This window comes from Methylorubrum aminovorans, from assembly GCF_022179725.1.
GTDB classification, from domain to species: domain Bacteria; phylum Pseudomonadota; class Alphaproteobacteria; order Rhizobiales; family Beijerinckiaceae; genus Methylobacterium; species Methylobacterium aminovorans.
This window is the reverse complement of the sequence record NZ_BPRC01000001.1, coordinates 155,145-181,261: the sequence shown is the minus strand read 5'-3', so window position 1 is coordinate 181,261 and position 26,117 is coordinate 155,145. Positions and strand designations below refer to the sequence as shown.

Genomic DNA, 26,117 nt, shown 5'->3' with positions numbered 1-26,117 from the left:
CGCACGCGCCCCTCACGCGCCCTTGCCGGCGAGGCCGAGGCGCTCGCCGGAATAGCGGCCCTCGCGGATCGGGCGCCACCACGCCTCGTTGTCGAGGTACCAGCGTACGGTTTCCGTCAGCGCCTGCTCGAACACCTTGGTCGGACGCCAACCGACCTCGGCCTCGGCCTTCGACGGGTCGATGGCGTAGCGTCGGTCGTGGCCGGGCCGGTCGGCCACAAAAGTGATCAGGCGCTCGTGCGGGCCGTTCTCGGGTCGGAGCCGGTCGAAGGCGGCGCAGAGCGCCTTCACGACCTCAAGGTTGTTGCGCACCGAGCGCCCGCCCAGCAGGTAGGTCTCACCGAGCCGGCCGCGCTCCAGCACCGCGACGAGGCCGCGGGCATGATCCTCGACATGGATCCAGTCGCGCTCGTTCAGGCCGTCGCCGTAGACCGGGAGCGGCTTGCCCTCCAGCGCCGCCAGGATCATCAGCGGGATCAGCTTTTCCGGAAAGTGGCGCGGGCCGTAATTGTTCGAGCAGTTCGTCACCAGGACCGGCAGGCCGTAGGTCTCGTGCCAGGCGCGGGCGAGGTGGTCGGAGGCCGCTTTTGACGCCGAGTAGGGCGAACGGGGGTCGTAGCGGCTCTCCTCGGTGAAGAACGCGTCCAGCGGCAGCGAGCCGTAGACCTCGTCGGTCGAGACGTGAAGGAAGCGGAAGTTGGCTTTGGCTTCCCCGACGAGGCTTTCCCAGTGGGTGCGGGCGCCGTCGAGCATCACCTGAGTGCCGATCACATTGGTGCGCACGAAGGCGCCGGGATCGGTGATCGAGCGGTCGACATGGCTCTCGGCGGCCAGATGCATCACCGCCTCGGGCCTGAAGTCGGCGTAGAGGGAGTGGACGCGGACCGGATCGCAGATGTCGGCCTGCTCCATGCGGTGGCGCGGGTCGTCCGCCAGCGGCTGCAGCGAGATCGGGTTGGCGGCGTAGGTCAGGGCGTCGAGGGTCAGCACCTCGTGGCCGAGATCCTGCACGAGATGCAGCACGAGGGCGGAGCCGATGAAGCCGCAGCCGCCCGTCACCAGAATGCGCATCGATCCCCACTCCGCCCAATTCCCGTCCGCGAGACGGACAAGGGCCGCGCTCGATCGCGGCTCAGCCAACTTGAGGTCGAGCTCAATCTGCCCGACCCGATGATCTCAAGACCTTGAATCAGAACACGCGCCCGAGATCAGCCAAGAGCGGCGCGGCCTTATCCTTGCCCGAGAGGATCGCGTCGGCTTCCGCCACCGGCCAAGCGATACCGATCGCCGGATCGTTCCAGCGCAGGTTCCGGTCGTCGGTCGGGCTGTAATAGGCGTCGACCTTGTAGGCGACCATGGTGTTCGCCTCCAAGGTACAGAAGCCGTGGGCGAAGCCGGCGGGCACGAAGAGTTGCTCGCCACCCTCCGCGTTGAGGCGCACGGCGACATGCCGGCCGTAGGTCGGTGAATCGGATCGGAGATCGACGGCGACGTCGAGGATCGCGCCGGCCAGCACCCGGATCAGCTTGGACTGCGCGTTGGGCGCGACTTGGAAATGAAGCCCCCGGATCGTTCCGGAGGGCGCGGAGAAGGACTGATTGTCCTGCACGAAGGCGTTGGCGATGCCGCGCTCGGCCAGCACGTCGGCGCGGTAGACCTCCGAGAACCAGCCGCGGTCGTCGCCGTGGCGCTTTGGGATCACCCGCTTCACGGCCGCAATCTCGGTCTCGATCACCTGCATCCGCCGCTCCTGACTCGCCTGTGCCGACTCGCTCAGGGCGTAGCCCGCGCGAAGGGGGCGAAGTCAAGGCCGCAGCACCGAACACAGCTCATCCGGCTTCTTGCGAAACCCTGGCCGCCTGACTACCGCTGTCGCGAGCCGGCGGCCACGGCCGGCAGGGAGGAAGCCTGAATGACGATGCCTCGTGCCGACCGGCCACGCCATCCAACGATGCGCATGGCCGCCTTCGGTCTCCTCCTCCTGACATCCGGCGGAAACGCACTGGCACAGAAGGCTCCTGACCTGTCTGGTCTGTGGCAGACCGAGACGGCGGGTTCGACCGTGCGCATCGCTCGCTGCGGCAGCGGCTATTGCGGGACGATCGCGGCGACGGCTGGCACAGGTGTCGATGCGCAGAATCCCGATCCCGCGCTTCGCACGCGTAAGCTCGTCGGCGTGCAGATCATGCAGGCCGGCACGCCGAGCGGCGCGGGTTTCGAGGGCAGCCTCTACAATCCGAACGACGGTAAGACCTATGCGGGCAGCATCACTCCGAAGGGACTCGACACGGTCGAGGTCGCTGGCTGCGTACTCAGCGTTCTGTGCAAGCGGCAGACCTGGCGACGGATCCGGTAGCCGGATCCGCCTTTACCAGCTCAGTGATCCGCGCTTCCCGACGCGGATTCCGCCGCGACGTCGTCGAGGGCCGCCTTCTCGGCCGGCGGCTCGGCGCTGGCGACGGTTTTAGGCTCCAGCAGCGGCTGCAGGCGGGCGGCGAGCTGCTTGTCGAGGTGGCGGGCATAGGCGCCCTTGAAGTAACGGGCACCGGTGCCTTGGCCGTAGATGCGGTCATGCGCCACCGCCATGCGATCAACCTCTGGGCGGCACAGGAAGCCGGTCACGCCGGCAGCCTCGTACCAGCGCCCGTCCCGCGCCAGCCGCATGGCCTTGGGATTCGCGATCACCGTCTCGACGAAGCAGGCCGTCGCCGCCTCTTCGAGGGGGGCCAGAACCGCGTGCTGAGAGCCGGGAACATGCTGCCGGGTTGGGCGCGCTTCGGCCGCGGGACTGAGCAGGACGAAGGCGAGACCGAGAAACGGCAAAGCTCTCATCACGGCGGTCATGGGGGCGCCTCGAACGGGGATCGAACGCCGCCAGTGTTCGCCGAAGATCACGCCGGATCTAGGGCGAAAACAGCTCTGCCATGACGCAGGATGGAACGAAAACGGCGTTGTCGCGCGCCCGCCACAGACCGAATGGCCTAGCTTCTCGGCAACGGCCCGGTGCCTGATCAGCCGCGCCGCATCGCGCTCCAGCTTCCGCTGCAGCTGATCGGGCCGTCACCGAGGGTCGACCAGCGGCCGGCTCCGGTGCCGTTGGGCGAGAGCCGCCCCGAGACCTGTGCCGCATTGCCGCTGCGGGAGATCGTGCCGCGCACGGCGCCGTTGGCCGCGACACGACCGCTGATGTCGACCTCGCCGCCACCGTAGACAGCCTCTCCTCGCTGGATCTGGACACCGTAGCGGTAGGCGCGGTCGCAGGGCCCGTCGAGGGTGACCACTTCGATGCTCCAGCGGCCGTCGTAGCGGTGCGGCACTGCGACCTTCCGCTTGGCCGCCTCCGCTGTCCCGACACCCACCATGGCGATGGCGAAAGTAGCGACGGCGAAAATTGGCAGGCGCATGAGTTGTCAATCCGGCTGTGGGTGTTGACCCGTTTCAGCCGGAAGATTGTCGTACTTCCCCCAGTGTCAAGGTTGCTCACGCCACCTTGAGCTTCAGCCCTGCGCCTGCTCGGCGGCCTCCCGAAGAAGTCCGAGCAAGTCGCAACCGGCGAACAGGAAACCGTGAACGCCCGCTTGGCGCAGGGCCTCCGCCTCGGCGGGCTTGCCGGCGAGGTAGATCGTACCGGCGCCGGCCGCCTTCAGTGCCTCGGCCGCCGGGACGGCCTCGGACTGGTAGATGGCATCCGAGGAGCACAGGCAAGCGAGCCGCGCTCCCGATGCCTTGAAAGCTTCGATCAAGGCCTGCGTGTCGGTGAAGCCGTCATTGCCGATGGCCTCGATGCCGCCTGCGGCGAAGGCGTTGGCGGCGAAGGTCGAGCGGGCGTTGTGGACCGCCACGGGACCGAGATTGGCCAGGAACACCGTCGGGCGTTTGCCGGTCCGCTCCAGGATCGCATCGGAGGCGTCGCGTAGGGCCTCGTAGGGTTCGGCGAGACGCAGTGAGGGCAGGCCCGCGTCCGAACGGGCGGCCTGGCTCGGCGCCACCTCGAGCACCGCCACCGGCTTCTCGGCGAGGAAGGGGAACTCGCTGGCGCCGGTCAGCGGCTCCTTGCGGGTTGCCACCGCTTTCGCCCGTGCCTGCTCCACCGCCGCGATCCGGCCCGCGAGGGCCCTGGATTCGAGGCTCTTGGCGATGCCGCCCTCGCGCTCGATCTCCTGGAACGCAGCCCAGGCTTTTTCAGTCAGTTCGGCGGTGAGCGCCTCGAAGCCACCCGCGCCGGCCGCCGGATCGGAGACTCTGGCGAGGTTCGATTCCTCGATCAGCACGATCTGGCTGTTGCGCACCACCCGCCGGGCGAAGGCATCGGGCAGGCCAAGCGCCTGGGTGTAGGGCAAAGCGGTAATCGAATCGGCTCCGCCGAGGCCGGCGGAGGCCGAGGCCATGGTGGTGCGCAGGATGTTCACGAACGGATCGCGGCGGGTCATCATCCGCCACGCGGTTTCGGCCAGGACCCGCAACGGCGTCGATTCAAGGCCGCAGGCCTGCTCGACCCGGGCCCAGAGCCGGCGAATCGCCCGGAACTTGGCGATGGTCAGGAACTCGTCGGCATCCGCCACCAGAAGGACCGAGATCGCGTCGCGCGCGCGCTCCAGATCGTGGCCGCCGGCCTCCAACGCCCGCAGATAGGCCACCGCGGTCGCGAGCACGGCAGCGAGTTCCTGAACCTCGCTCGCGCCGGCCTCGTGGTAGGGCCGGGCATCGGCGAGCGCCACGCGCCCGCGGTATCCGGCGAACGCGGTGACGGTCTCGGAAAGGCGCGCCTCCCACCCCTGTTCGAGCCGGCCGATGGCGGCGTAGGCGCCGAGGGGGTCCAGGCCGAGATTGAGGTCGAGGGTGGCGGGATCGTCGCCGCGGCGCTCGACCAGTTGCTTGAGAAGCGCCGCCGCCTCGAAGCCGGCCGGGCCCGCGTCGAGCCTCAGGGCGATGAGCGGCAGCATCACGCCCTTCAGCGCGGCATCGAGCGTATCAACGGCAGAAAGATCGAGGCCGAAGCCGCGGGCGGCCGGCGCGTCGCGGCCGACGAGCACCAGCGCGTCGGCGCCGCCTTCGAGGTCGGACAGCGATTGGGCTCCAGCCTTCTCGGCATCGGGATGGTCGATACGCTGCGCCAGCCGCCAGGGGCCGGGCGCCCGCACCGGCTGCGCCACGGAAGCGGCCGGCTCGTAGAGCGGCTCGATGCGCAGGCCGTCGGCGGTCTTCGAAACGAGGCGCTTCTCGAAGTCGCCCCCCTTCAGCGCGGCCTCGACGGCCTGGCGCCAGCGCTTGCGGGTCGCGGGCTCGAACAACTCGGCGAGCGGACGATCTTCCATCGTGGGCGAGACCTTAGACGTTCGGCGTTTCCCGACCGCTTCTTGAGAGAGCGGCGACTTGGCCGCAAGCCCTCGCACGGGGCGCGGGCAGGCGACAACCGACTTTAGTCCAGGTTGCCGCCCCCGCCTCGTTCAAAATCCTGCTGGCTCAACCAAAAAGAATCAGTCCGGCGAAGCCGAGCGAGCCGACGATGATGCGCCACCACGCGAACAGCCAGAAGCCGTGGCGGGAGACGTAGTCGAGCACCGTGCGCACCACGATCAAGGCCGAGATGAAGGCAGCGACGAAACCGATGACGATCAGCAGCGCGTCGTTGGAGGAAAGGTTCTTGTAGTTGTCGAGCAGGTCCTTGGCGAAGGCGCCGGCCATGGTCGGCATGGCGAGGTAGAACGAGAACTCGGTGGCCGAGCGCTTGCTCGCCCCCATCAGCATCGCGCCGACGATGGTGGCGCCGGAGCGCGACACGCCGGGGATCATCGCCACGCATTGGAACAGGCCGATCTTGAGCGCCATCGGCAGGCTGAAATCGAACACGTCGGTCTTGCGCGGATGCTCGGTCGGCCCGTCGCCAGACCCGCTATTCGTCGCCGCCTTCGGCTCGCCGACCGTGTCGTCGATGACGAGGAGCACGAGGCCGCCGGCCACCAGCGTGGCGCAGACGATCCACGGGTTGAACAGGTAGAACTTGATGTACTTGGAGAACAGGCCGCCGACGATCGCCGCGGGCAAGAAGGCAATGAGGATGGCGAGCACGAAGCGGCGTGCCCGCGGATCGTTCGGCAGCGCGGTGGCGATGCTCCACAGGCGGCCGAAATAGACGAACAGGATCGCCAGGATCGCGCCGAGCTGGATCAGCACCTCGAAGGTGTTGTTGGGCGAGTGGAAGCCGATGAAGTGGCCGATGAGGAGCTGATGCCCGGTGGAGGACACCGGGATGAACTCGGTGGCACCCTCCACCACGGCGAGCACGAGCGCCTTCGCGATCTGGACGAGATCCATGAGCCTGCTGTTCCCCACGCCGGTGTCCCGGCACTGCTGAGGCGGGGCAGACGACGGCGATACGGCAGCTTTGCGGCGGTAGCGTTGACGGGCGGTTACCGGGTTGCGGCGGGTTTGTTAATGAGGTGGCAACGTTGGAGAAATAATCCTGGCGCGTCGCCCCAATTTCGCCGGTGCGGCACGGTCTGCCCAGGGCTCTGCCTTCTTCCCGCTGAACCACGGCCTCGATGGCGACGCTCTATCACTCTCCGTTCTGCCCGAATTCCCGCTTCATCCGCCTCGTCCTGGCCGAGATGGGCATGGAGCCGACCCTCGTCGAGGAACGGGCCTGGGAGCGCCGCCGCGACTTCCTCATCGTCAACCCGGCCGGCACCACGCCGGTGCTGGTGGAGCAGACCGGGCTCGCAATTCCCGGCGCGGGCGTGATCGCGGAATATCTCGACGAGACGCGGGGGCTGGGGCTCGCCGGGCGGCGGCTCCTGCCGGACACGACGACGGCGCGGGTCGAGGTGCGGCGCCTGCTCGACTGGTTTCTCGTCAAGTTCAACAACGAGGTGACCGAGTATCTCGTCACCGAGAAGATCGACAAGCGCTTCATGTCGTCGGCTGCCGGGGGCGGCCCTCCGGACATGAACGCTATTCGTGCGGCGCGCACCAACGTGCGCTATCACCTCCAATATATCGGCTACCTGATCGGGCAGCGCCGCTGGCTCGCGGGCAACGATCTGACCTATGCCGATCTCGCGGCGGCGGCCCATCTCTCGTGCGTGGACTATCTCGGCGACGTGCCATGGGACGAGGACGAGATGGCGAAGGACTGGTACGCGCGGGTGAAATCCCGCCCGTCCTTCCGCGCGCTGCTGGCCGACCGGGCGCCGGGGATGCCGGCGGCGGCGCATTACGCGGATCTGGATTTCTGAAGCCTGAGAAGACCGTCCTCTCGGGCCGGGTCTTACGCGAGACCGTCGAGGCGCGCGCACGCCGCCTCGGCTTCGAGGCGTTCCGCGTCACGCGGCCCGACGCCGTGCCCGCCTTGCGCGAGCGGCTGCCCGCTTGGCTCGCGGCGGGCCACCACGGCACGATGGACTGGATGGAGGAGCGCGCCGACCAGCGCGCCGTGCCCGCTGCGCTGTGGGCCGAGACCCGCAGCATCGTCATGCTCGGCATGAATGCGGGCCCGCAAACCGATCCCCTCGAACTCACGCGCTTGAAGGATCGCGCCGCCATCGCGGCTTACGCGCAGCGGCGCGACTATCACGACGTCATCAAGGGCAAGCTGAAGGAGCTCGGCGGCTTCCTCTCCGCCCGTTCCGGCCAGCCGGTGAAGGTGTTCGTCGATACGGCGCCCGTCATGGAGAAGCCGCTGGCCCAGGCCGCGGGGCTCGGCTGGCAGGGCAAACACACGGTGCTGATCTCGCGCGAGCACGGCAACTGGCTGATGCTCGGGGCGATCTTTGCCCGCGCCGAGCTCGAACCCGACACACCCGAGACCGACCATTGCGGCTCCTGCCGCCGCTGCATCGACATCTGCCCGACGAATGCCTTCCCCGCGCCCTACCGGCTCGATGCCCGCCGCTGCATTGCGTACCTGACGATCGAGCATCACGGCCCGATCCCCACTGAATATCGCGAAAGCATCGGCAACCGGGTGTTCGGCTGCGATGACTGCCTCGCGGTCTGTCCCTGGAACAAGTTCGCGGGCGCGGCGCGGGAGACGCGCCTGGCGGCCCGCGACGACCTCGCCGCGCCACCGCTCGCAGACCTCGCCCGCCTGGACGATGCGGGTTTTCGGGCGCGCTTTGCCGGCACGCCGATCAAGCGCACGGGGCGCGACCGCTTCCTGCGCAACGTGCTGATTGCCATCGGCAATTCGGGTGACGCCGCGCTCGCCGAGGAGGCGGTGGCGGGATTGCAGGAGCCGGACCCAGTGGTGCGGGGCGCAGCCGTCTGGGCCTGCGGACGGCTGCTCGCGCGGGAACGGCTGCATGATCTGTTCGACGCCCATGGACGGAACGAGCCGGAGGCGCATGTGAGGGAGGAGTGGCGTGAAGCCACCGGGCTTCCTATGGAAGCGAACGGCCCACGGGAGACCTGATACCGCATGAACCTGTTCGTCTTCGGCCTCGGATTCTCTGCCCGGCGTTTCGCCGAGCGCGAACGGGCCCGCTTCGATACGGTGCGGGCGACGGTGACCGAGCCTGAGCGGGCCGGAAGCCTTGCCGCCGAGACCGGGTTCATCGTGCGCGCCTTCGGGCCGGAGACCGACGATCCCTGCATTGCCGACAACCTCGCCGATACCGACATCCTGTTGATCTCCGCCCCGCCGGGCCAGGACGGCGACACGGTGCTCGCCCGCTACCGCGACGCGATCGCGAAGAGCCGCATCCGCTGGATCGGCTATCTCTCGACCATCGGCGTCTACGGCGATCACGGCGGCGCCTGGATCGACGAGACGACGCCCGCGACCCCAAAAAGCGCCCGCTCCCGCGGCCGCCTCGAAGTCGAGAACGCTTGGCTTGCGCTCGGCGCCGAGACCGGCAAGGCAGTGCAGGTGTTTCGCCTCTCGGGCATCTACGGCCCCGGCCGCAACCCGATCGTGAAACTGCGCGAGGGCCGCACCCAGCGCATCGTCAAGCCGGGTCAGGTGTTCAACCGCATCCACGTCGACGACATCGTCGCGACGCTCGCCGCCTCGATCGAGCGCCCGCGGCCCGGCGCGGTCTACAACGTCACCGATGACGAGCCGGCCCCCCCGCAGACGGTGACCGAACACGCCGCCGCGCTGACGGGCCTGCCGCTGCCGCCGGAGATCGATTTCGAGACCGCTGATCTCAGCCCGATGGCCCGCAGCTTCTACGGCGAGAACAAGCGGGTGCGGAACCGTCTGATCCGCGAGGAACTCGGCGTGTGCCTCGCCTATCCGACCTACCGGGAGGGGCTCGCCGCACTCGTCGCCGACGCCCGCGGCTGAAGCATCGTCCGAAAGCATCGCCGCCGGCTTTCGGGCCGATGCCCTCGGCGGAGGCGGATTCCTCAACGTGACGTTCACCCTACCGCGCGGGCGTCATGCACCGTCTCATACCCAATCCGGTTGATCCCTTCGGGATGGCGATTTGGCCCTCGCTCAAGCACCGCGCGGGCTTGCTGGTACGCTCCCCGCTTCGATCCAGCGGAGACCTCATCAGATGAACTGAACGCCGATCCCGTCTCCGCCCCGCCGCACGCAGCGGCAGGAATGGGACGGCTCGCCCTCGATGTGGAGGGTGAACGCGTCCGGCACATCCGCCGCCTCGACCGCCAGCTTGGCACCGCCCGTCGAGATGTTGAGGACGGTGCAGGGCAAGGTCCGCGTCTGGCCCGCGCCGGGGCCCTGAGCCGGCACGAACTCGATCCGCGCCGGCAGCGACGTGCGCCGGCGAACCTCGCCTCGCCGCTCCTCCAGCCCGACATTCCAGGCATCGAGGCGGGTCGCGAACTCCGCCACGCTCGTCGCGGTGGCGTGCATGTCGGTGTTGACTTGGCCTGTCGTAGCGCGCTGCCGCGCGCTGTCCGCCGTCGTCTGCGCGATGAAGCCCTGCACCGTGTCCACCACGGCGGCGGTCGAGACCAAAGCTGTGCCCACCTCCCGCGAGACCGACTGCATCGCGCCGATCTCGCCGGTGATGCGAGTGGTGGCCGCGCGCGCCTGTTCGGCGAGGCTCTTCACCTCGGTGGCGACGACGGCGAAGCCGCGGCCGGCCGCGCCCGCGCGGGCTGCCTCGATCGTGGCGTTGAGGGCGAGCAGGTTGATCTGCTCGGCGATGCCCGTGATGACCTCGACCACGCCGGTCATCGCCGCGGCCGCGTCGTCGAGCTTCACCGAGAGTGCGCCGGCCGCGCTCATGCGGCCCTGGATGTCGCCAACCGCCGCGTGCGAGCTATTCATCTGCTCGGCGATCGAGGCCGAGATCCGATGCATTTCCTCCGATGCGACGGCCACCACCCGCACCCGGCCCAGTGTCTCTTCGGCCATGGAGAGGGCGCCGGCGCGCATCGCCATGCTCTCGCTGATGTCGAAGGCGTATTTCACCACCTTGAACGGGCGCCCGCCCGGGTCGAGAACTGGGTTGTAGGAGGCCTGGATCCAGACGTCGCGACCGTCCTTGCCGACGCGCTGGTAGACGGCGGAGGTGAACTGCCCCGCCCGCAGCGTCGCCCAGAATTGGGCGTAGGCCGGGCTTGCCGCATAATCAGGGGTGACGAACATCCGGTGGTTCCGGCCCTGGACCTCGGGGAGGGTGTAACCCAGGGCGCTCAGGAAGTTGTCGTTGGCGTCGAGGACGGTGCCGTCCATCTCGAACTCGATCACCGCCTGCGAGCGGCGGGCGGCCTCGACCCTCCCTGACATGTCGGCGGCATTGCGCTTGGCCTCGGTGATGTCGGAGGCGTATTTGACGACCTTGAACGGTCGTCCGGACGGGTCGAAGATCGGGTTGTAGGTCGCCTGGATCCAGACCTCGCGACCGTCCTTACCAACGCGCAGGAACTCACCGGCCCGGTACTCGCCGCGGGCGAGCGCCTCCCAGAAGGCGCGGTACTCGGCGGAGCCCGCTTCCTCCCGCGTCACGAACAGGCTGTGATGGCGGCCCTCCACCTCGTGCGCCGCGTAGCCGAGGGCGTCGAGGAAGTTGGCGTTGGCGCTGCGCACTGTCCCGTCGAGGTCGAACTGGATCACCGCCTGCGAGCGGCCGATCGCAGCGATCTGGCCGGCCGTCTCGGCGGCGGCGAGCCGCTCGGCCGTGACGTCGAGCGCGAACTTGACGATCTTCCGGACTCGGCCGGCACCGTCGAGGATCGGATTGTAGCTCGCACGGATCCAGACTTTGCGGCCGTCCTTGGCGAGCCGCCCATAGGCCGCCGTCTGGAATTCGCCGCGCCGCAGGCTCTGCCAGAACGCCTCGTAGGCTGCGCTGCCCGCCTCCTCCGGGTCGACGAACAGCCGGTGATGACGCCCGCGAACTTCAGCGAGCGTGTAGCCCATCAGCTCGAGGAACTTGTCGTTGGCGTCGAGCACCGTCCCGTCGACGGCGAAGGTGATCACCGCCTGCGAGCGTTTGAGCGCATCGAAGACGGATGCGGCATCGGAGCGACGAAAGGCATTGAGCATCGACAGTCAGGCTCCGACAATTATCCTAAACTGCCTGATCGGCCTTAAGAAACTCCTGTTCGTTTGCGCACAATCCAGTGGAGGCATGGGCTGCGGTGAGGCCCGCCTAAGGTGCAGACCGTCGCCGCTCAGATCTCCTCCCGCACCCCCTTCCCGTGGCGCTCGAAGTAGAACGGGATCGGACGGTAGGGCGGGAAGCCCGCTTCCGCCGCCGCCTCCAGATCGTCGAGGATCACGCGGGTGATGCGCGGGAGGTCGAGCTTGCGCGCGGCCGTGAGATCGACCCAGGCGAGTTCGGTGAGTTCGGCGTCCGGGCCGACAATGCCGGGCCGCTCCATCGCCACCGCCTTGCGGTCCACGGCGAAGAAGCGGGTATCGAAGCGGCGCACGCGCTTGGGCGGGGTGATCGCCCGCGCCACGAGATGCAGGGCTTCGAGGTCGGGCATCACGCCCGCCTCGCGAAACGCCTGCCACGCCCCCTCCGGCGCCGACTCCGGCGGCCCGTAATCGCGGGTGCCGATGAGGAGACCGGTCTCCTCGTAGGTCTCGCGGATCGCGGCCAGCGCGAGGGATCGGCCGAGATGGTGGGGGGCTCGGGGCAGCTTAGCGCGCAGCGCGTCATCGGCCCGCTGCGACAGGGCCCCGGCCACCGGCATCTGCCGGTCCGAGGGCTCGATGCGCCCGCCGGGAAACACGAACTTGCCGCCCATGAAAGCGAGGCCGGCATGGCGCCGGCCCATCAGCACCTTCAGCCGCTTCCGGGAGCGGTCGAGGAGGATCAGCGTCGCGGCATCGCGCGGGCGCAAGGGCGCGGGGCGAACCGGGGCGTCCGACGGATCGGGCCTGTCCGAGTCAGACCGCTCCGCGTCAGACCGTTCCAAGTCCTGGGGCGTCGCCCGCGCTGCTTCCTGCCTCACCGCCGCGTCTCTCCCCCGTGCCGGGTCCGCCAACGGACCCACCAAGTGCCGGAGGCGCCTTGCCGAAGCCGTGCATGCCGAACGTGTATTGCAGGCCGATCACCGATCCCTTGACCGGCTGGAGCAGTCCCAGTGCCATGACGAGGGTGAGCAGCGGCCACACGGTCAGCGAGATCCAGAGCGGCACGTCGTAGCCCATCTCGATCTCGAGCACGAGGTAGCCGATGATGTGGCCCACGAGGAAGATCACGAGATAGGGCGGCAGATCGTCGGCCCGGTGCCCTTCCATCTCCAGGCCGCAGGCCTCGCAGGCCGGCCGCACCTTGAGGAAGCGCCCGAACACATGACCCTGCCCGCAATGCGGGCAGCGGTTGAGGAAGCCGCGGGCCATGGCCGGGACCAGCCGCGTCCGCTCCTGGGGAGCCGGAGCCGGAGGGGAGACGTAGGTTTCCATGGCCAAACTCTAGCCCCTTCCGCTCAGCGGCGCGAGCCGCGATGGCGCCGCGCCGCGTCGCCTTCGGGCGCGGAGGCCTTGCCGGGACGCGCCTTGCCCTTCGACGCCTTCGCCTTCACGCCAGCCTTGCCCGGCTTCGGCTTGAACCCGCTCCGCTTGATCCCGCTGCCCCTAGTGCCGGAGCGGCTGCGGCCCTCTGACAGAATCTCGAAGCGAAGCGCCCCGGCCACCGCCGCTGCCTCGACGAGGCGGACCTCGACGGTGTCGCCGAGGCGGTAGGTCTCGCCGCTGCGGTCGCCGACGAGCGCGTGCAGGGCCTCGTCGTGGCGGTAGTATTCGTGGCCGATGGTGGAGACGGGCACGAAGCCGTCGGCTCCGGTTTCCGCGAGCTTCACGAACAGGCCCGAGCGCGTCACCCCGGAGATCCGCCCCGAGAAGGTCGCGCCCACCCGGTCGGCGAGGTAGCCGGCGATGAGACGGTCGATGGTCTCGCGCTCGGCCGCCATTGCCCGGCGCTCGGCCGCCGAGATCTGCTCGGAGACGGCGTCGAGCAGGCCCGGCGTGGTGTCGCCGGCCAAGCCGTCCTTGCCCAATCCGCAGGCACGCACGAGCGCGCGGTGGACGATGAGATCGGCGTAGCGGCGGATGGGCGAGGTGAAATGGGCATAGCGGCGCAGGTTGAGGCCGAAATGGCCCAGATTCTGTGCAGCGTAGATCGCCTGTGCCTGCGAACGTAGCACCACCTCGTTGATGAAGGGCGCGTGCTCACTCTCGGCCACCTGGGCGAGGATGCGATTGAACAGGTCGGGCCGCAGCGCCCCGGCCTTGGTCATCTTGATGCCGACGGAGGCGAGCACCTCCCCCAGCGCGCGCATCTTCTCCAGGGCCGGCTCGTCGTGGACCCGGTAGATCAGCGGCGAGCCCGCCTTCTCCAGGGTCTCGGCCGCCGCGACATTGGCCTGGATCATGAACTCCTCGATCAGCCGGTGCGCCTCCAGACGCTCCGGCACGATCACCCGATCGACGCCGCCCTCCGCATTGAGCAGCACCTTGCGCTCGGGCAGATCGAGGGCGAGCGGGCCGCGGGCATCGCGCGCCCGCTTCATCGCCTCGTAGGCGGCGTAGAGCGGGCGAAGCGCCGTCTCCAGGACCGGCCCGGACTTCTCGTCCGGCTGGCCATCGATCGCCGCTTGCGCCTGCGCATAGGCGAGTTTGGCGTGGGAGCGCATCAGGATGCGGTGGAAGCTGTGGCTCCGCTTCACCCCGTCCGCGCCGATGATCATGCGCACGGCCAGCGCCGGGCGGTCCTCGCCCTCGCGCAGCGAGCAGAGATCGTTGGAGATCCGCTCGGGCAGCATCGGCACCACCCGGTCGGGAAAGTAGACCGAGTTGCCCCGCAGCAGCGCCTCACGGTCGAGGGCCGAATCCGGCCTGACATAGGCAGCGACATCGGCGATCGCGACGGTGACGATGAAGCCGCCCGCGTTGGCCGGATCGGGATCGACCTCGGCCATCACCGCGTCGTCGTGGTCCTTGGCGTCGGGTGGGTCGATGGTCACGAGCGGCGCCTCGCGCCAATCCTCGCGACCGCGCTTGGTCGCGCGCTTGGCCGCGTCGGCTTCCGCCAGCACCGCGGCGGGGAAGACGTGCGGGATGTTGTGGAGATGGAGCGCGATCAGGCTCACCGCCTTCTCGGAGCCGAGGGTGCCGAGCCGCTCGGTCACGCGTCCGCGGGGCAGGCCGAAGCGGGTCTCGCGCTCCACCGCGACGCTGACGAGGTCGCCGTCACGCGCCTCCCCTTCCTCGCCCGCGGGAATCGCAATCTCTTTCCCTTGCGACTTCTTCTCGACGGGCAGCAGGCGTCCGCCGTCGCGGCCGGCGCGGTAGATGCCGATCACCTCCGCACGGTTCTTACCGATCACCTTGATGACGCGGCCGGTGTAGCGGCCGGGCGCTTCCGGATCCGGCACGACGCGGATCAAGGCCCGGTCACCGAGGCCGGGGGCCGGACGATTGCCCTTGCGGCCTGCGCGCGGGATCTCGACGGCGATCTTCGGCGCCTCGCCCTCCCCGTCCCACTGCGCCGGGCGGGCGATCAGGTCGCCATCGCGGTCGCGGGAGACGATGTCGGCGAGGACGACAGGCGGCAGGCTGCCGCCTTTTCGCAACCCGCCGCGGTCGCGCTCCAGAGCGCCGTCGGCCTCGATTTCCTTCAGGATCGCCTTGAGGCCGATCTTGTCGGCGCCCGAGATGCCGAAGGCTTTGGCGATCTCGCGCTTGCCGACCTTTCCGGGCGTCTCGGCCACAAAAGCGAGGATCTGCTCGCGGGAGGGAAGAGCGGGGGCACCCGCCTTCGGATTGATGCGTCTGGCCAAGGAGTTGGGCTCGCCGCGCCGGCCCGGAAGGGCCCGACGCGCTGAAAGATCGAGGTTCGGAGAGACCGTGAAGGGTCCCGATGTCCGGTAAAGATGGGCTCTCGCAGCGCGCAGGACAACGTTTCGGCGTGACCCGTGAACAGGTTCGGCCCCGCGCTCAGCCGGTCGAGGCGGATTTTCGGATTGTTTCGACAGCCGCGGCTACGTCGAATCCTTCGCTCGTTAGGTCTTCGAGGGTGAAGGGCGCGGTCTGCGGCAGGGTCAGATTGACCCGCCCCTCCTCCGGCCGAAGCTCGGGCGCCTCCGCCGCGCCGACCGCGAGGGTCCAGGCGCCGTCGATCCGCACAGTCTCCGCTCGCGGCGGGTCGGCGGCGAGCGCCGCGAGCTTTTCGGCGGCCGCCTGCCGGAACGCGAGGCTCCTGCCGTCATTGGAGACGAGCGCCGCCTTGATCAACTCGGCCAGCGCGTCCCTGACCCTGTCCACACTCGCGTTCATGCGCTCTTCGTCTCCGGGCTGGTGCGTTTCGAGGAGTGCAAACGGAGTGCCGCGTGCGTGGTTCAGAGGGCCTCACAAGACGCACGACCTCTGACCGTCGTCGGTCTGGCAATCACGGCTCAACGCGAGTTTTGTGAGAGACACTCAGTACGGCGTACCGCCCGCGCGCTTCGCCTGCAGCGCCTCGGCATACCACGTCAACTCGTCGAGGAACTTCTTGGCGGCTCGTCCGAGCCAGTCTTCGGCCGGCTCGCCCGCCTCGCTCAATGCCTTCTGGATGCGCGGGATCGGCAGCAGGGAGGGAATGCTCGGCGTGCCGAGTTCGGCCAGCATCGCCCGCAACTGCATCGCGGCGCGCACACCGCCGTACTGCCCGGCCGAGTAGCAGCAGATGGCCGAAGGCCGCCAGAAATACTCTTCCAGGAAGTGGTCGAGAGTGTTCGACAGCGCGGGCGGGATCGAGTGGTTGTACTCGGCCGAGACCACGACGAAGGCATCCGCCTCGCGGAACAGCGTCGCCAGCCGCTCCATCGGCTCGGGTGCCTCGCCCTTGGGATACTCCTTGTACATCCGGTCGAGGAGCGGGAACTTCAGTTCGGCCGGATCGACCAGCGGCGCCGCGTGGCCGCGGGCTTCGAGTTGGCCGATGAGGAAGCGGGCGGCACGGATGCCGGCGCGGTCCGCACGCACGGAGCCGAGGATCACGGGGATTGTGAGAGGCATGGGCAGGGCTCCCGATACAACAGAGCCTACTCGCTCCACTCCGTCCGCCGACGTCAAGCAGCCACTCGCGCCGCCGCGTGCTCACCGAACAAAAAAGGCACCGGAGCCTCGAAAGCTCCGGTGCCGAATGCACAACGCTGCGCGAAAAAGTCTTACAGCGAGTAGTAGTTCACGAACTCGATCGGGTGCGGGGTCATCTCGTAGCGCAGCACCTCGGTCATCTTAAGCTCGATGAACGAGTCGATCTGATCGTCCGAGAACACGCCGCCGGCCTTGAGGAAGGCGCGGTCCTTGTCGAGGTTCTGCAGTGCCTCACGAAGCGAGCCGCAGACGGTCGGGATCTTCTTCAGCTCGCGCGGCGGCAGATCGTAGAGATCCTTGTCCATGGCCGGGCCCGGATCGATCTTGTTGATGATGCCGTCGAGGCCGGCCATCAGCAGCGCCGAGAAGGCGAGGTAGGGGTTGGCCATCGGATCGGGGAAGCGGACCTCGACGCGCTTGGCCTTCGGGTTCGTCGTCCACGGGATACGGCAGGAGGCCGAGCGGTTGCGGGCCGAGTAGGCCAGCAGCACGGGGGCCTCGTAGCCCGGCACCAGACGCTTGTAGGAGTTGGTCGACGGGTTGGTGAAGGCGTTCAGCGCCTTGGCGTGCTTGATGATGCCGCCGATGTACCACAGGCATTCCTGCGAAAGGTCGGCATACTTGTCGCCGGCGAACAGCGGCTTGCCGTCCTTCCAGATCGACTGGTGCACGTGCATGCCGGAGCCGTTGTCGCCGTAGACGGGCTTGGGCATGAAGGTCGCGGACTTGCCGTAGCTCTGCGCCACGTTGTGGATGCAGTACTTGTAGATCTGCATGTGGTCGGCGAGCAGCGTCAGCGTGTCGAACTTCATGCCGAGTTCGTGCTGGGCCGAGGCCACCTCGTGGTGGTGCTTCTCGACCTTCACGCCCATGGACTGCATCGCAGCCAGCATCTCGCCGCGCATGTCCTGGGCCGAATCCTGCGGCGGCACGGGGAAGTAGCCGCCCTTGGTCTGCACCCGGTGGCCGAGGTTACCGCCCTCGTAATCGGTGAAGCCGTTGGTCGGCAGCTCGGTCGAGTCGAGCTGGAAGCCGGTATGGTAGGGGTCGGCGCCGAACTTCACGTCGTCGAACACGAAGAACTCGGCCTCGGGGCCGACATAGATGGTGTCGCCGATGCCGGTGGAGCGCAGATACGCCTCGGCGAGCTTGGCGGTCGAACGCGGGTCGCGGGCATAGGGCTCACCGGTCGAGGGCTCCAGCACGTCGCAGACGATCGACATGGTGGAGGCCGAGAAGAACGGGTCCATGCAGGCCGTGACCGGATCGGGCATCAGCAGCATGTCGGACTCGTTGATCGCCTTCCAGCCGGCGATCGACGAGCCGTCGAACATGGTGCCGTCCGTAAACATCTCCTCGTCGATCAGGGAGACGTCGAAGGTCACGTGCTGCCACTTTCCGCGCGGGTCGGTGAAGCGGAAGTCGACGTACTTGACGTCGTTGTCCTTGATGGCCTTCAGCACATCGGCGGCCGTAGTCATGCTGTACGTCTCCTCGGCAAAATCTCAGAGCGGGCGGTGAGCCATCCGCCGGGTTCGGGCGCGGGTCTAGCCGGTCCGTACCTGCGGCGCGAGGGGCTGATCGGGAAAGCGGCGGGAAAGAAGAACCTCTCGAAGGAGCGGCGCGGCGTCCGCGGCTTCGTTCCTGATCCGGATACCGCCCCCTCTCGTGCCCTGGCCGGTCCCGCCGACCGGCGCGGACGATATCGTTCGCGCTTCGCCGTTGCCACCCGTCGGAGGGGAAAAAATCCACGTGATCGCGGGACGTTCGGGGCGTTTCGTTCCCGATCGCGCCGCCGCGGCGGTCGAAAGTGCCGCACCGAGGTTTGTGACGATACGGCGACGATTGGCACGCGACATGCTTAGGGCTGGCCGGAGCGTCCGCCCGCACAGCGGGCGCTCGGGGGTCGGGCTGGCGCCCTGCTCGCTCGGTGGATCGGCGTTTCGGATGCGGCGGGGGAGGACACCCGCCGGACGCCAAGGGTCCAGCGGGGGTTCAGGCTCTCAACGGCGCCGGTTCCGGAAAAGGTTTCGTCAGGACACGGATCCTCAAGGTACGAGAGACTCGGAATGACCAAGTTTAAGCTCGAGTACATCTGGCTCGACGGCTACACGCCCACTCCGAACCTGCGCGGCAAGACGCAGATCAAAGAGTACGACAGCTTCCCGATCTTCGAGCAGCTCCCGCTCTGGGGCTTCGACGGCAGCTCGACCCAGCAGGCCGAGGGCTCCTCATCCGATTGCGTGCTGAAGCCTGTGCGCCACTTCCCCGACCCGGCCCGCACCAACGGCGTGCTCGTGCTGTGCGAAGTGATGATGCCGGACGGCAAGACCCCGCACCCGTCGAACAAGCGCGCGACCGTGCTCGACGATGCCGGCGCGTGGTTCGGCTTCGAGCAGGAGTACTTCCTCTACAAGAACGGCCGCCCGCTCGGCTTCCCCGAGACCGGCTACCCCGCTCCGCAGGGCCCGTACTATTGCGGCGTCGGTGCCTCGAATGTCGGCCCCGTGGCCCGCAAGATCGTCGAGGAGCATCTCGACCTGTGCCTGGCCGCCGGCATCAACCACGAGGGCATCAACGCCGAAGTGGCCAAGGGCCAGTGGGAATTCCAGATCTTCGGCAAGGGCTCCAAGAAGGCCGCCGACGAGATGTGGATGGCGCGCTACCTGCTCCAGCGCCTGTGCGAAACCTACGAGATCGACATCGAGTACCATTGCAAGCCGCTCGGCGACACCGACTGGAACGGCTCGGGCATGCACTGCAACTTCTCGACGACGTTCATGCGCGAGACCGGCGGCAAGGAGTACTTCGAGGCCATGATGGCGGCCTTCGAGCGCAACCTCGACGACCACATCGCCGTCTACGGCCCCGACAACCACATGCGTCTGACCGGCAAGCACGAGACGGCGCCTTGGAACAAGTTCTCCTACGGCGTGGCCGACCGCGGCGCCTCGGTGCGCGTGCCCCACTCCTTCGTCAACAACGGCTACAAGGGTTACCTTGAGGACCGCCGCCCGAACTCCATGGGCGACCCCTACCAGATCGCCTCGCAGGTCCTGAAGACGATCTCCGAAGTGCCGCTTCCCGCCGAAGCGGTGCAGAAGGCCGTCGCGTAAGGACTTTCGAGGCCGAATATCGAGGCTTGAGACAGGCCGCTCCCGCCGCAAGGCGGGGGCGGTTTTTTGTTGGATCGCTTCACGCGGTCTTCGCTTCGGCTCCACCTCGCGATGACGGCCGCGCCTCAAACACCGAAGATCGACCAACCCGTCCGTTTCACCAGCATCTCCAGGGCGATACGCCCGAGATGCGAATTGCCGGCCGCGTCCAGCCCCGGCGACCAGACGCAGATCGAAGCCTTCCCCGGCGCAACCGCCAGAATGCCGCCGCCGACGCCGCTCTTGCCCGGCAGGCCGACGCGGTAGGCGAAATCACCCGAGCCGTCGTAATGGCCGCAGGTGAGCATGATGGCGTTGATGCGCCGTGCCCGCTCGGCCGAGATCACCGAGTGCCCGGCCAGCGGATGATGCCCGGAATAGGCGAGGAACAGCCCGGCGGTCGCGAGCTGGCGGCAGCTCATCGCAATGGCGCAGTGATGGAAGTAGACGCCCAGAGTGTAATCGACCGGGTTCTCGATCACGCCGAACGAGCGCATGTAGTTGGCAAGCGCGGCGTTGCGGAAGCCCGTGCGCTTCTCGGAGGCCGCCACGCGCTCGTCGATGGTGATGCTGTCGTCCTGCGCCAGGAACTGCATGAAGCGCAGAATCTCGCCGAGCGCCTCCCGCGGCTGGTGGCCCGAGAGGATCACGTCGGTGACGGCGATGGCGCCGGCATTGATAAAGGGATTGCGCGGGATCCCGTTCTCCCGCTCCAACTGCACGATCGAGTTGAACGGGCTGCCCGAGGGTTCGCGGCCGACCCGGCGCCAGAGCCGGTCGCCGACCATGCCGAGCGCCAGCGTCAGGGTGAAGACCTTGGAAATGCTCTGGATCGAGAAGGGGATGTCGGCATCGCCCCCGGCGGCGACCCGGCCATCGCCGTCGATCACGACGAGGCCGAAGGCTTGGGCGTCGGCGCGGGCGAGTTCGGGAATGTAGCTCGCCACCGTGCCGCGGTCGGGCCGCGCCCGCATCTCCTGGGCGATGTCTTGGACGATGGTGTCGAGATCGGGCACGGCGTCACTCGGCTACGGCGCTTCAGGGCGAGCGCAGACGAGCCCGGCCCTTCACGAAGCGGGCCACAAAACGAGGCCGTTCGGGTCAGATCGCGTCGGAGCCGGTCTCGCCGGTGCGGATGCGGATGGCTTCCTCGATCGTCGAGACGAAGATCTTGCCGTCGCCGATGCGGCCGGTCTGGGCCGACTTGCGGATCGCCTCGACGGCCCCTTCGACGAGGGCGTCCGAGAGCACGATTTCCAGCTTCACCTTGGGCAGGAAGTCCACGACGTACTCTGCGCCGCGGTAGAGTTCGGTATGGCCCTTCTGTCGGCCGAACCCTTTCGCCTCGATCACGGTGATGCCCTGGAGGCCGACCTCCTGGAGGGCTTCCTTCACCTCGTCGAGCTTGAACGGCTTGATGATCGCCTCGATCTTCTTCATCCGGAAAAGCCCGATCCGCCTCGTCCCTCAGTCAGTCAATTATGTACCATCGCCGTCGCGTGACCGCCACGGCGATTTGGATGACGAGACCGGGAAGTTGCGCACGCAATGTGCAAACAAAGCGGAATATGTAGGCAATGATGCCGAAATCGATGAATTTTCGGGCAGAGCGTGAGCCAGTTGCATGCATGAGCCGGTGAAACACAGGAAGCCCGCGGAACGGCTGCTCACCGTTGAGGCGATGCGCCGGGTCGATGCCGCGGCCATCGCCGCCGGTACGCCGGGCCTGACCCTGATGCGGGCGGCGGGCGCCGCGGTCGCCGAATGCGCCCGCACCCTGGCGCCGGACGGCGGCCGGATCCTCGTCCTGTGCGGCTCCGGCAACAATGGCGGAGACGGCTTCGTGGCCGCCTGCCTGCTGGCAGAGGGCGGCTACCGCGTCGACCTGCGCCTGCTCGGCGAGCCTGCCGCGCTCAAGGGCGACGCCGCCCTCGCGGCCGAGGCCTGGGCCGGCCCGATCGGTGCCGCGGAGGCGGAGGTTCCACCGGTCGATCTCATCATCGATGCCCTGTTCGGCGCCGGCCTCTGCCGCGATCTGGAAGGGACCGCCCACGCCCTGGTCGAGGCCGTCAACCGCTCCGGCATCCCCGTGGTGGCGGTCGATGTGCCGAGTGGCATCGACGGGGACAGCGGCGCGGTGCGCGGCCGCGCGATCGAGGCGACCGAGACGGTGACCTTCGTCGCGCTCAAGCCCGGCCACCTGCTGGAGCCGGGGCGGACCCATTGCGGCGCGCTGCACGTCGCTCAGATCGGCACGGGCGAGGCCGCCCTCGCTGCCGGCCTCGCCGAGGAAGTGCGGGCGCTCTATCGCAACGCGCCCGGTCTGTGGCGGCTGCCGCGGCTCACCGCCGGCAGCCACAAATACACCCGCGGCCACGCGCTCGTACTGTCGGGCCCGGCGCACCGCACCGGCGCGGCCCGGCTCGCCGCCCGCGGTGCGCTGCGGGTCGGCGCGGGCCTCGTCACCGTGGCCTCGCCCACCGAGGCGCTGGCGGAGAATGCCGCCCACCTCACCGCGATCATGCTGCGCCCATGCGAGAGCGCCGACGACCTCGACGATATGCTGGCCGACGAACGGCTGAACGCGCTGCTGCTCGGGCCCGGCCTCGGCACCGGCCCGGCCACCTGCGACCTCGTCGCGGTCGCGGCGGGGGCCGGGCGTGCCCTGGTGCTCGACGCCGATGCGCTCACGAGCTTCCGCAGCGAGGTGCGCACGCTGGCCCGCCATATCCGCGATGGCGAGGCGCGGGCCGTGCTCACGCCGCACGAAGGCGAGTTCGCGCGCCTGTTCTCCGGCACGGACGCCGTGACGGACGGGCTGAGCAAGACAGAGCGGACGGCGCGGGCTGCCGAGATCGCCGGAGCGGTCGTGGTGCTGAAAGGGGCCGACACGGTGATCGCCGCCCCCAATCGGCGCACGGCGATCAACGATCACGGCACGCCGCATCTCGGCACCGCCGGCTCCGGCGACGTGCTCGGCGGCATCATCGCCGGGCTGCTGGCCCAGGGCCTGGAGCCGTTCGAGGCGGCCAGCGCCGCCGTCTGGCTGCACGGCGATGCGGGCCTGCGGTTCGGGCCGGGGCTGATCTCCGAGGACCTTCCCGAGCTGCTTCCGGCGGTCCTGCGCGACCTCGCGGGGGACGCCTGATCGCCCGCCGGCTCAAGCATCGTCCCGAAAGGTGGCCACCGGCTTTCGGAAAAAGATGATGCCCAAACGAGAAGAGAGAGCATCGTACTGGATCTGATATCCAGCACGATGCTCTAACCGGCTGCGGCCACCGCGTGCCTGCGGCCGTAGAGGGCGTAGAACACCAGCCCGAACACGTTCCAGACCGCGAACCAGAGCTGGGTCGTCGCGGGCAGGCTGAAGAACAGGTATCCGCAGCCGAGAATCGTGATGCTGCCGATCAGCCAGGGCATCGGGGCGCGGAAGGTGCGCGACGCCTCAGGCGCGCGGACGCGCATCACCAGCATGCAGGCCGCGACCGCGATGAAGGCTGCCAGCGTCCCGGCATTGGCGAGCGCCGCGAGTTCGCCCAGCGGAACGAGCCCGGCGAGCACGGTAACGATGGCGGCGGTGAAGAGGGTGATCCGCACCGGCGTGCCATTGGCGGATACCTTAGCCAGACCCTGCGGCAGCATTCCGTCGCGGGCCATGGTGAAGAAGATGCGGCTCTGCCCGTAGAAGAAGGCGAGGATGACCGTGGGCAGGGCGATCACGGCGGAGGCCGCGAGATACTGCGCCACCAGCGGCTGGCCGAGTTCGCGCAGGATCAGCGCCAACGGCTCCGGGCTGTCGGCGAAGCGGGTGTAGGAGACGGCCCCCACCGCGGCGACGGCGACCGCGACGTAGATCACGACACAGGCCGCCATCGATCCGACGATGCCGATCATCAGGTCGCGGCCGGGATTGCGCGTCTCCTCCGCGGCGGTGGCGATCGCGTCGAAGCCGTAGAAGGCGAAGAAGATGATCGCCGCCGCGGCCATGACGCCGCGCTCGACGCCGTCGGCCTGAACGCTCTTGGAGAAGCCGAACGGATTGAACGGCTCGAGATGGGTGGCCTCGAACGCCGGCAGGGCGAAGGCGACGAACACGACGAGCGCGGCGATCTTCACCAGAACCAGGGCGGCGTTGAGTGTGGCGCTCTCACGCGTGCCGCGCAGGAGCAGCACGGCGACCAGGACGATGATGCCCACCGCCGGCAGATTGACCACACCGCCCGCCTCCGGTCCTTGCATCAGCGCCTTGGGGAAACCGAACAGACTCTCGAGGAGCGGCGCGGCGTAGCCGGACCAGCCGACCGCCACCGCACTCACCACGAGCGAGTATTCGAGGATCAGGCTCCAGCCGATGATCCAGGCCAGCAACTCACCGAGCACGACGTAGCTGTAGGTGTAGGCGCTGCCCGAGACCGGGATCATCGTCGCCATCTCGGCGTAAGCCAGGGCGGCGCAGGCGCAGATCGCGCCGGCGATGGCGAAGGACAGGATCACCGCCGGCCCGGCCTTGGCCGCCCCGACGCCGATCAGCGTGAGAATGCCGGTTCCGACGATCGCGCCGACACCGAGCGCCACGAGGTGGGGCCAGCTCAGCGTCCGAGCCAACCGCCGCTCCCCGTCGGGCTCCCGTCGCAGGGGCTTGCGGCGAAGGAGGCTGGACGTCATTCGGACTCCTGTCGCGCGGGTGCCGCTGGGCGCTACGGTGAAAGGCTCGTCCGGTCCGCCGCCAGCAGCTCGGCGCGCTTGCGCTCGTCCGGGGTGAGCCCGGCGGTCGCCTGATCGAGCCCGGCATCGGACCGACCCTGCGACGCCGCGGCGAGATTCCAGGCCGCGGCCTCGACGAGGTTCTTCGGCACGCCGCGGCCGAAAAGAAAGAGCTTGGCGATCCGGTTCTGAGCGATGGCGTTGCCGCGCTGCGCGGCGTGCAGGAAGTAGCGGGCGGCGCGAGCCTCGTCCTTGGGCACGCCGTCGCCGTTGAACAGCCGGATCGCGAACTCGACCTCGGCCCCGAGGTCGCCGTTGTCGGCGGCGCGGCGGAACCATTGCGCAGCCTGGGTCGTGTCCTTGGGAACGCCCTTGCCCTGGAGGTAGAGCACGCCGAGGGCGTATTGCGCGGCGGGAACCTCGGCCTCGGCCGCCGTGCGGAAATTCGCCACGGCGGCGGCGAGATCCGCCGGCTTGTCGCTGGCGAGCTGGATCAGCGCGAGGTTGTAGCTGGCGCTGGGCTGGCCCTTGCGCGCCGCCTGTTCGAGCCAGGCGCGACCGGCCTTCTCGTCCTTGGGCTGCCCCCGCCCGTCCATCGCCATCATGCCGAGAGAAGCCATGGCGTTGGCATCGTTCTGGAGGGCGGCGAGCCGATACCATTCGTGGGCGCGCTTGGGGTCCTGCTTCACCCCGAGGCCCTGGTTGTAGAGTTCGCCGAGCAGCGTCATCGCCGCGGCGTCTTTTGGGCTCGCCTCGATGCGTCGCGTCGCCTCGCGGAAGGCGGTGACGTAGCGTCCGCGCTGGTAGGCGCCGTAGGCCACGTCGGCATTCGGGTTCGCGGCGGCCGGCTTCGCCCCCTCGGCATTGGGCGAGTAGGGCGAGGGCAGCTCGCGCTTCAGATCGAGCTGGTTCGGTTTGGCCGGCGTCTGTGCGGCGGGTGCCTTCGCCGCCGGCGGGTTCGGGGCGGCGTGCAGCCCGCCGATGCCGAGGACGGCGAAAGCGGTCAAGATCGAGAGGGACCGAGTCCCGACTTGGAGCCGTGCTTTTGAAGCTCTCGCCACGGTCCTCTCATCAAACAAGATCATCGCACCTGATCGAGCTGCGCCTGAGCGGCCTGCACACCCTCGGGATCGTCGCGCCACAGGCCGCCTTCCAGCCCGACGAACTCCGCGCCCACACGTGCCAACGCCGCAACATCCTCGTCGGCGGTCGCGACCGCGATGCACGGGGTCTCGAAGATCTCGGCCCACCACGTCGCGCGCTCGCGCACCTCCTCCGCATCGGGGGCGGCTCCGTCGGGAAAGAGCCCGCCGAACATGACGTAATCGACGCCGGTCTCGCCCGCGACCATCGCCGCATCCCGCGAGCCGAGCACGCCGCCCGTCCCGAGGATGCGCCCGTCGCGCAGGCGCCCGCGCCAATCGCGCAGGGTGTCCTCGTCCGCACGGTCGAGATGCACCCCGTCCGCCCCGCCGCGGGCCGCGACGGAGACGATGTCGCCGGTAAATCCCGGCACGCAGACCAGCACCGCCGCGCCGCGCGCCTGCGCCGACGGCGCCAGTTTCTTGACGATGCCGACGAGGCTGCGCTCATCGGCGGCCGCCAGCCTCAGGATCACCGCCGCCACGTCCCCTGCGGCGCAGGCCGCATCGAGGGAGGCAGCGGTCGCCTCCGCCTCGGCTGGACCGAGGCCGTAGGGGGTAAGGAGGGCGAGGCGGGGCCGCGGCGCCGCGGAGTCTTTCTCGGCCATG

General features: G+C 68.7%; 24 protein-coding genes. 6 read left to right on the top strand and 18 right to left on the bottom strand.

The window, feature by feature from the left end; translation table 11 throughout:
- Positions 1–12: 12 nt before the first annotated feature.
- Positions 13–1,071 carry a dTDP-glucose 4,6-dehydratase gene (gene rfbB, locus MFF24_RS00860; protein WP_238221684.1) on the bottom strand — a complete coding sequence of 353 codons (1,059 nt, stop codon included), beginning with the start codon at positions 1,069–1,071 and terminating at the stop codon, positions 13–15.
- A 118-nt stretch (positions 1,072–1,189) separates the two neighbouring features.
- Positions 1,190–1,741 (bottom strand): dTDP-4-dehydrorhamnose 3,5-epimerase, encoded by a 552-nt coding sequence (gene rfbC / locus MFF24_RS00855; protein ID WP_238221682.1) that lies wholly within the window; start codon positions 1,739–1,741, stop codon positions 1,190–1,192.
- Between the two features lie 171 nt (positions 1,742–1,912).
- Between rfbC and MFF24_RS00850 the strand changes: the two genes are divergently transcribed.
- Positions 1,913–2,356, top strand: coding sequence for a DUF2147 domain-containing protein (locus MFF24_RS00850; protein ID WP_238221681.1), 444 nt, complete (start codon positions 1,913–1,915; stop codon positions 2,354–2,356).
- A 20-nt stretch (positions 2,357–2,376) separates the two neighbouring features.
- On the opposite strand, the gene MFF24_RS00845 is transcribed toward MFF24_RS00850, so the two are convergent.
- The 4 genes from MFF24_RS00845 to MFF24_RS00830 all read right to left on the bottom strand — a co-directional run bounded on the left by MFF24_RS00845 (position 2,377) and on the right by MFF24_RS00830 (position 6,315).
- Positions 2,377–2,844, bottom strand: a complete 468-nt coding sequence (locus MFF24_RS00845) for a hypothetical protein (RefSeq protein WP_238221680.1) — start codon at positions 2,842–2,844, stop codon at positions 2,377–2,379.
- A gap of 167 nt (positions 2,845–3,011) precedes the next feature.
- A complete protein-coding gene (locus tag MFF24_RS00840; RefSeq protein ID WP_133090733.1) occupies positions 3,012–3,404 on the bottom strand; it encodes a hypothetical protein in 393 nt (130 codons plus the stop codon).
- Between the two features lie 93 nt (positions 3,405–3,497).
- Complete coding sequence (locus tag MFF24_RS00835; protein ID WP_238221679.1) at positions 3,498–5,315, bottom strand: methylmalonyl-CoA mutase subunit beta; 1,818 nt, start codon at positions 5,313–5,315, stop codon at positions 3,498–3,500.
- A gap of 148 nt (positions 5,316–5,463) precedes the next feature.
- On the bottom strand, positions 5,464–6,315 hold the full coding sequence (locus MFF24_RS00830; RefSeq protein ID WP_238221678.1) for an undecaprenyl-diphosphate phosphatase: 852 nt from the start codon (positions 6,313–6,315) through the stop codon (positions 5,464–5,466).
- A 227-nt stretch (positions 6,316–6,542) separates the two neighbouring features.
- Between MFF24_RS00830 and MFF24_RS00825 the strand changes: the two genes are divergently transcribed.
- From MFF24_RS00825 to MFF24_RS00815, 3 genes are read left to right on the top strand one after another with little or no spacing between them, the layout of a single operon-like run.
- Positions 6,543–7,235: a glutathione S-transferase family protein gene (locus MFF24_RS00825; RefSeq protein ID WP_133090736.1), complete on the top strand. Its 693-nt coding sequence runs from the start codon at positions 6,543–6,545 to the stop codon at positions 7,233–7,235.
- Positions 7,232–8,410, top strand: coding sequence for a tRNA epoxyqueuosine(34) reductase QueG (gene queG / locus MFF24_RS00820; RefSeq protein WP_283214475.1), 1,179 nt, complete (start codon positions 7,232–7,234; stop codon positions 8,408–8,410). Before MFF24_RS00825 ends, queG begins: the two co-directional genes overlap by 4 nt.
- 6 nt (positions 8,411–8,416) lie before the next feature.
- Positions 8,417–9,286, top strand: coding sequence for an SDR family oxidoreductase (locus MFF24_RS00815; protein ID WP_238221676.1), 870 nt, complete (start codon positions 8,417–8,419; stop codon positions 9,284–9,286).
- Positions 9,287–9,496: 210 nt separating this feature from the next.
- On the opposite strand, the gene MFF24_RS00810 is transcribed toward MFF24_RS00815, so the two are convergent.
- The 7 genes from MFF24_RS00810 to glnA all read right to left on the bottom strand — a co-directional run bounded on the left by MFF24_RS00810 (position 9,497) and on the right by glnA (position 17,988).
- On the bottom strand, positions 9,497–11,461 hold the full coding sequence (locus MFF24_RS00810) for a methyl-accepting chemotaxis protein (protein WP_238221673.1): 1,965 nt from the start codon (positions 11,459–11,461) through the stop codon (positions 9,497–9,499).
- 128 nt (positions 11,462–11,589) lie between these two features.
- Positions 11,590–12,378, bottom strand: coding sequence for an NUDIX hydrolase (locus MFF24_RS00805; RefSeq protein ID WP_238221671.1), 789 nt, complete (start codon positions 12,376–12,378; stop codon positions 11,590–11,592).
- On the bottom strand, positions 12,329–12,832 hold the full coding sequence (locus MFF24_RS00800) for a DUF983 domain-containing protein (protein WP_238221669.1): 504 nt from the start codon (positions 12,830–12,832) through the stop codon (positions 12,329–12,331). Before MFF24_RS00800 ends, MFF24_RS00805 begins: the two co-directional genes overlap by 50 nt.
- 23 nt (positions 12,833–12,855) lie before the next feature.
- Positions 12,856–15,207, bottom strand: coding sequence for a ribonuclease R (gene rnr / locus MFF24_RS00795; protein ID WP_238221667.1), 2,352 nt, complete (start codon positions 15,205–15,207; stop codon positions 12,856–12,858).
- Between the two features lie 157 nt (positions 15,208–15,364).
- The gene (locus tag MFF24_RS00790) at positions 15,365–15,703 is read right to left on the bottom strand and encodes a hypothetical protein (protein ID WP_108940276.1); all 339 of its coding nucleotides are present in this window, start codon (positions 15,701–15,703) and stop codon (positions 15,365–15,367) included.
- 144 nt (positions 15,704–15,847) lie between these two features.
- A complete protein-coding gene (locus MFF24_RS00785) occupies positions 15,848–16,426 on the bottom strand; it encodes an NADPH-dependent FMN reductase (protein ID WP_108940275.1) in 579 nt (192 codons plus the stop codon).
- A 152-nt stretch (positions 16,427–16,578) separates the two neighbouring features.
- Positions 16,579–17,988 carry a type I glutamate--ammonia ligase gene (glnA, locus tag MFF24_RS00780; protein WP_108940274.1) on the bottom strand — a complete coding sequence of 470 codons (1,410 nt, stop codon included), beginning with the start codon at positions 17,986–17,988 and terminating at the stop codon, positions 16,579–16,581.
- 588 nt (positions 17,989–18,576) lie between these two features.
- On the opposite strand from glnA, the gene MFF24_RS00775 reads away from it, so the two are divergent.
- Entirely contained in the window at positions 18,577–19,623 is a 1,047-nt protein-coding gene (locus MFF24_RS00775; RefSeq protein ID WP_238221664.1) for a glutamine synthetase beta-grasp domain-containing protein, read from the top strand.
- Positions 19,624–19,748: 125 nt separating this feature from the next.
- Here the strand turns inward: MFF24_RS00775 and MFF24_RS00770 are convergent, their stop codons facing one another.
- Positions 19,749–20,678 (bottom strand): glutaminase, encoded by a 930-nt coding sequence (locus MFF24_RS00770; protein ID WP_108940272.1) that lies wholly within the window; start codon positions 20,676–20,678, stop codon positions 19,749–19,751.
- An 85-nt stretch (positions 20,679–20,763) separates the two neighbouring features.
- A complete protein-coding gene (locus MFF24_RS00765; protein ID WP_009866062.1) occupies positions 20,764–21,102 on the bottom strand; it encodes a P-II family nitrogen regulator in 339 nt (112 codons plus the stop codon).
- 184 nt (positions 21,103–21,286) lie between these two features.
- Between MFF24_RS00765 and MFF24_RS00760 the strand changes: the two genes are divergently transcribed.
- A complete protein-coding gene (locus MFF24_RS00760; protein WP_238221662.1) occupies positions 21,287–22,810 on the top strand; it encodes an NAD(P)H-hydrate dehydratase in 1,524 nt (507 codons plus the stop codon).
- Positions 22,811–22,923: 113 nt separating this feature from the next.
- Here the strand turns inward: MFF24_RS00760 and MFF24_RS00755 are convergent, their stop codons facing one another.
- From MFF24_RS00755 to MFF24_RS00745, 3 genes are read right to left on the bottom strand one after another with little or no spacing between them, the layout of a single operon-like run.
- Complete coding sequence (locus MFF24_RS00755) at positions 22,924–24,327, bottom strand: amino acid permease (protein ID WP_238221661.1); 1,404 nt, start codon at positions 24,325–24,327, stop codon at positions 22,924–22,926.
- 32 nt (positions 24,328–24,359) lie between these two features.
- Positions 24,360–25,451, bottom strand: a complete 1,092-nt coding sequence (locus MFF24_RS00750; protein WP_238221659.1) for a tetratricopeptide repeat protein — start codon at positions 25,449–25,451, stop codon at positions 24,360–24,362.
- On the bottom strand, positions 25,448–26,116 hold the full coding sequence (locus tag MFF24_RS00745) for a thiamine phosphate synthase (protein ID WP_238221657.1): 669 nt from the start codon (positions 26,114–26,116) through the stop codon (positions 25,448–25,450). The genes MFF24_RS00750 and MFF24_RS00745 overlap by 4 nt, the downstream gene beginning before the upstream one ends.
- Position 26,117: the final 1 nt, after the last annotated feature.

What these genes read in the sequence shown, in the direction of transcription:
- rfbB (WP_238221684.1), bottom strand. Translation starts at nt 1,071, where the DNA reads ATGCGCATTCTGGTGACGGGCGGCTGCGGCTTCATCGGCTCCGCCCTC.
- rfbC (WP_238221682.1), bottom strand. Translation starts at nt 1,741, where the DNA reads ATGCAGGTGATCGAGACCGAGATTGCGGCCGTGAAGCGGGTGATCCCA.
- MFF24_RS00850 (WP_238221681.1), top strand. Translation starts at nt 1,913, where the DNA reads ATGACGATGCCTCGTGCCGACCGGCCACGCCATCCAACGATGCGCATG.
- MFF24_RS00845 (WP_238221680.1), bottom strand. Translation starts at nt 2,844, where the DNA reads ATGACCGCCGTGATGAGAGCTTTGCCGTTTCTCGGTCTCGCCTTCGTC.
- MFF24_RS00840 (WP_133090733.1), bottom strand. Translation starts at nt 3,404, where the DNA reads ATGCGCCTGCCAATTTTCGCCGTCGCTACTTTCGCCATCGCCATGGTG.
- MFF24_RS00835 (WP_238221679.1), bottom strand. Translation starts at nt 5,315, where the DNA reads ATGGAAGATCGTCCGCTCGCCGAGTTGTTCGAGCCCGCGACCCGCAAG.
- MFF24_RS00830 (WP_238221678.1), bottom strand. Translation starts at nt 6,315, where the DNA reads ATGGATCTCGTCCAGATCGCGAAGGCGCTCGTGCTCGCCGTGGTGGAG.
- MFF24_RS00825 (WP_133090736.1), top strand. Translation starts at nt 6,543, where the DNA reads ATGGCGACGCTCTATCACTCTCCGTTCTGCCCGAATTCCCGCTTCATC.
- MFF24_RS00815 (WP_238221676.1), top strand. Translation starts at nt 8,417, where the DNA reads ATGAACCTGTTCGTCTTCGGCCTCGGATTCTCTGCCCGGCGTTTCGCC.
- MFF24_RS00810 (WP_238221673.1), bottom strand. Translation starts at nt 11,461, where the DNA reads ATGCTCAATGCCTTTCGTCGCTCCGATGCCGCATCCGTCTTCGATGCG.
- MFF24_RS00800 (WP_238221669.1), bottom strand. Translation starts at nt 12,832, where the DNA reads ATGGAAACCTACGTCTCCCCTCCGGCTCCGGCTCCCCAGGAGCGGACG.
- MFF24_RS00790 (WP_108940276.1), bottom strand. Translation starts at nt 15,703, where the DNA reads ATGAACGCGAGTGTGGACAGGGTCAGGGACGCGCTGGCCGAGTTGATC.
- MFF24_RS00785 (WP_108940275.1), bottom strand. Translation starts at nt 16,426, where the DNA reads ATGCCTCTCACAATCCCCGTGATCCTCGGCTCCGTGCGTGCGGACCGC.
- glnA (WP_108940274.1), bottom strand. Translation starts at nt 17,988, where the DNA reads ATGACTACGGCCGCCGATGTGCTGAAGGCCATCAAGGACAACGACGTC.
- MFF24_RS00775 (WP_238221664.1), top strand. Translation starts at nt 18,577, where the DNA reads ATGACCAAGTTTAAGCTCGAGTACATCTGGCTCGACGGCTACACGCCC.
- MFF24_RS00765 (WP_009866062.1), bottom strand. Translation starts at nt 21,102, where the DNA reads ATGAAGAAGATCGAGGCGATCATCAAGCCGTTCAAGCTCGACGAGGTG.
- MFF24_RS00760 (WP_238221662.1), top strand. Translation starts at nt 21,287, where the DNA reads ATGCATGAGCCGGTGAAACACAGGAAGCCCGCGGAACGGCTGCTCACC.
- MFF24_RS00755 (WP_238221661.1), bottom strand. Translation starts at nt 24,327, where the DNA reads ATGACGTCCAGCCTCCTTCGCCGCAAGCCCCTGCGACGGGAGCCCGAC.
- MFF24_RS00750 (WP_238221659.1), bottom strand. Translation starts at nt 25,451, where the DNA reads ATGATCTTGTTTGATGAGAGGACCGTGGCGAGAGCTTCAAAAGCACGG.
- MFF24_RS00745 (WP_238221657.1), bottom strand. Translation starts at nt 26,116, where the DNA reads ATGGCCGAGAAAGACTCCGCGGCGCCGCGGCCCCGCCTCGCCCTCCTT.